The sequence below is a fragment of the Armatimonas sp. genome (assembly GCF_043760365.1).
GTDB lineage: Bacteria > Armatimonadota > Armatimonadia > Armatimonadales > Armatimonadaceae > Armatimonas.
In genome coordinates, this window is sequence record NZ_JAYUPA010000069.1 from 1 (window position 1) to 2375 (window position 2375).

General features: G+C 63.8%; 1 protein-coding gene and 1 pseudogene. Both read right to left on the minus strand.

Features of this window, described 5'->3' with window-relative positions; genetic code table 11:
* A partial coding sequence (locus tag ACH2EH_RS01770; protein WP_395138257.1) for a HEAT repeat domain-containing protein occupies positions 1-1865 on the minus strand: 1865 nt, incomplete at its 3' end.
* A 15-nt stretch (positions 1866-1880) separates the two neighbouring features.
* A pseudogene (locus tag ACH2EH_RS01775) lies at positions 1881-2375 on the minus strand (gfo/Idh/MocA family oxidoreductase); the annotation flags it as partial.

Consider the following 2375-nt stretch of genomic DNA (forward strand, 5'->3'; position numbering starts at 1 on the left):
ACCAGCTCCGGGTTGTCCAGTGCCTTTGTCGCCAGAGCCACCGCTCCGGGCAAGCGCACCTCGCGCAAGACACTCAGTGCCTGGCGCTGCTCTTCTGGACGCTCCGCGAGGGCAAATAGTTCGCTGAGCTGGGATAGTTTCTGTTGCGCAGGCAGCCTGTCATCTGCCGCAAGCAGACGCAAACTGCCTCGCTGGGCGAGCACACGGTCAGATTTCACGGTGCTGCTCTTGCCGATCTTGAGCAATGTTGGCAGGGCAAGCAAGTCGCCCCACGTATTGGCCAGCCCACTGAGGGCGGCGTTCTTCAGTTCCTCGTCGCCCGAGGTAGCAGCCTGTGTTAGCGCCGCAAGAGCACTCTCGCCCCCAAGCTCCGCCAGGGCTCCTAGAAGCGCCGCCTTCCCAGCAACCGAGGCACTCCCCATCGCCATGAGAAGCGGCTGGGCAGCCCGCTCCCGATCCCCAGTGCGCAGCGCAATCGCCACAAGCGCTGTCTGCGCCGCATCCCGCACCATATCATTGCTGGTGCCTACCAAGAGGCTAACCAGTGCGCCCGTCTGCGCGGGAGTTGCGGTCTTCTCCAAAACCTTGAGCGCCGCAACCGCAACCCGGGTCTCCTGCTCCTGCCCTCCCGCGATTGTCACGAGCTGGGTGGTCGAGCGCACGGTGGGTCGCTCCCCAAGGACGGCAATCATGGCGGGGGGAATCTTTCCAGGCCCCCTGCTCGCCAGCCGCAGGAGGGCATCTTCCACGCCAGCGCCTCCCATTCGAGCCAGTGCATTACGTGCAAGACTGGCGTGCTCTCCCTCCTGCGCCAGCACGGCAAGAGGCATAACTGCCGCGACCCCAGCCACACGCACCGCGGTCTGGATCGCTGCCACACGCACCTCAGCATCGCCGCTCTTCAGCGCCCCTAGGGTGACGTCCGCAGCCGCCGTCTCTTTCCGATCCGACCACGCCGCCAGCAGTGCGATCTGGGCTGGTGCCGGAAGCGTGGGAAAAGCAGTGACCGCCGCTTTCACCCGTTCGGGCTCCGCAAGCATGCCGAGTACCCGCCCGGCCACGCGTTGCAGCATCGGCTCGGGCGCGGTGCGAGCGAGCGCCAGGGCCAGCGCACCAAGACGCGGTGCGTTCAGTGCGACCAGCCCCGTCAGCGCTCCCGCCCGAATCACCTCAGGCTGGTTGCCGCGCAGTAGGCTCTCGTAGATTCCTAGAGCATCACTGCGCTTCCCCGCTACGGCAAGCTTGCCCGCAATACTGAGAAGTGCGGGAGCAGTGGGCAGAACCGTATTCTTCACCAGACGCAGCGCCGCCACGGATGCCGGGGTCGCAATTTTCCCAAGCGCCGTCACCGCAGCCTCCGCGACCAGTGGATCGGTACTGGCAGTCAATGCCTTTAGCTTGGCAACCGCCGACACCTCGCCACGATTCCCCAGCGAGTTGATCGTCCCCACCAGCGCGGTTCCCGTCACGGAGCCAAGCGCCGCTTGAAGCGCCACGCCAGCTGCCGGATCCGTATTGCGCTCCAGCGCCAGCCGGGCGATATTGGCGCTCGCGGGATCGGCGAGCAGCTTGGCGAGCGCGGGCACGGAGCGGACAGTTCCGATGCGACTCAGAAACGTACAGGCTTCCAGTCTAGCGCCCAGCGTTGACTGAGGATCCTGGAGCACCAACACCAACCCCGTCTCCAGAGCGGCAAGTTTTGTGCTGTCTTTGCCTGCCGCGACTATCTGCTTGGAAATGGCATCCAGCGGCTTGCGGTTCTGATAGTCGTACTGCCGAAGCTCTTGAAGGGGATCCTGAGCAAAGGCAGGCGCAAGTGTGAGCGCGAGAGCCAGCACGGGGAAGACTCTCTGAAATATTTGCATGATTCTAATACTTTCTTACACGTGCCAGGGTGCGCGCATCGGGGTTGAGAGAAGGCGTGTGGCCAGGGGATCGTCGAGAAACTGCTCAGTGATAGGGTTCCATTTCAGCTTGCGCCCGACTTTCATCGCGATCTGCCCGAGGTGCCCGATGGAGGCGGAGCGGTGCGCGGTCTCGGCGGGCGTGAGGGTTTGCTTGCGCGATTTCACACAGTCTAGGAAGTTGCGATGGTGCCCTGGGCTACGGAGGAGCTGGTTCTCATCGGGGCCGATAATCTCACTGAGCAAGCTCTTGGGGTTCGCGTCTAAACCGCCCCGGTCTACCCAGACCCAGTTGCCGTTCTCCCCAATCCACTTGGTGCCCCCACGAATGCCAGCGTTGCCCCCGTTAGCGACATGCATCTCGACACCGCCAGCGTACTTGCACACAAAGTGATAGGTCGTCGCCGCGTCCCAGATTCCGGTGTCGGGGTAGCTGCCGGTTCCCTCGATCTCCTGCGGACCGGTCGTGTC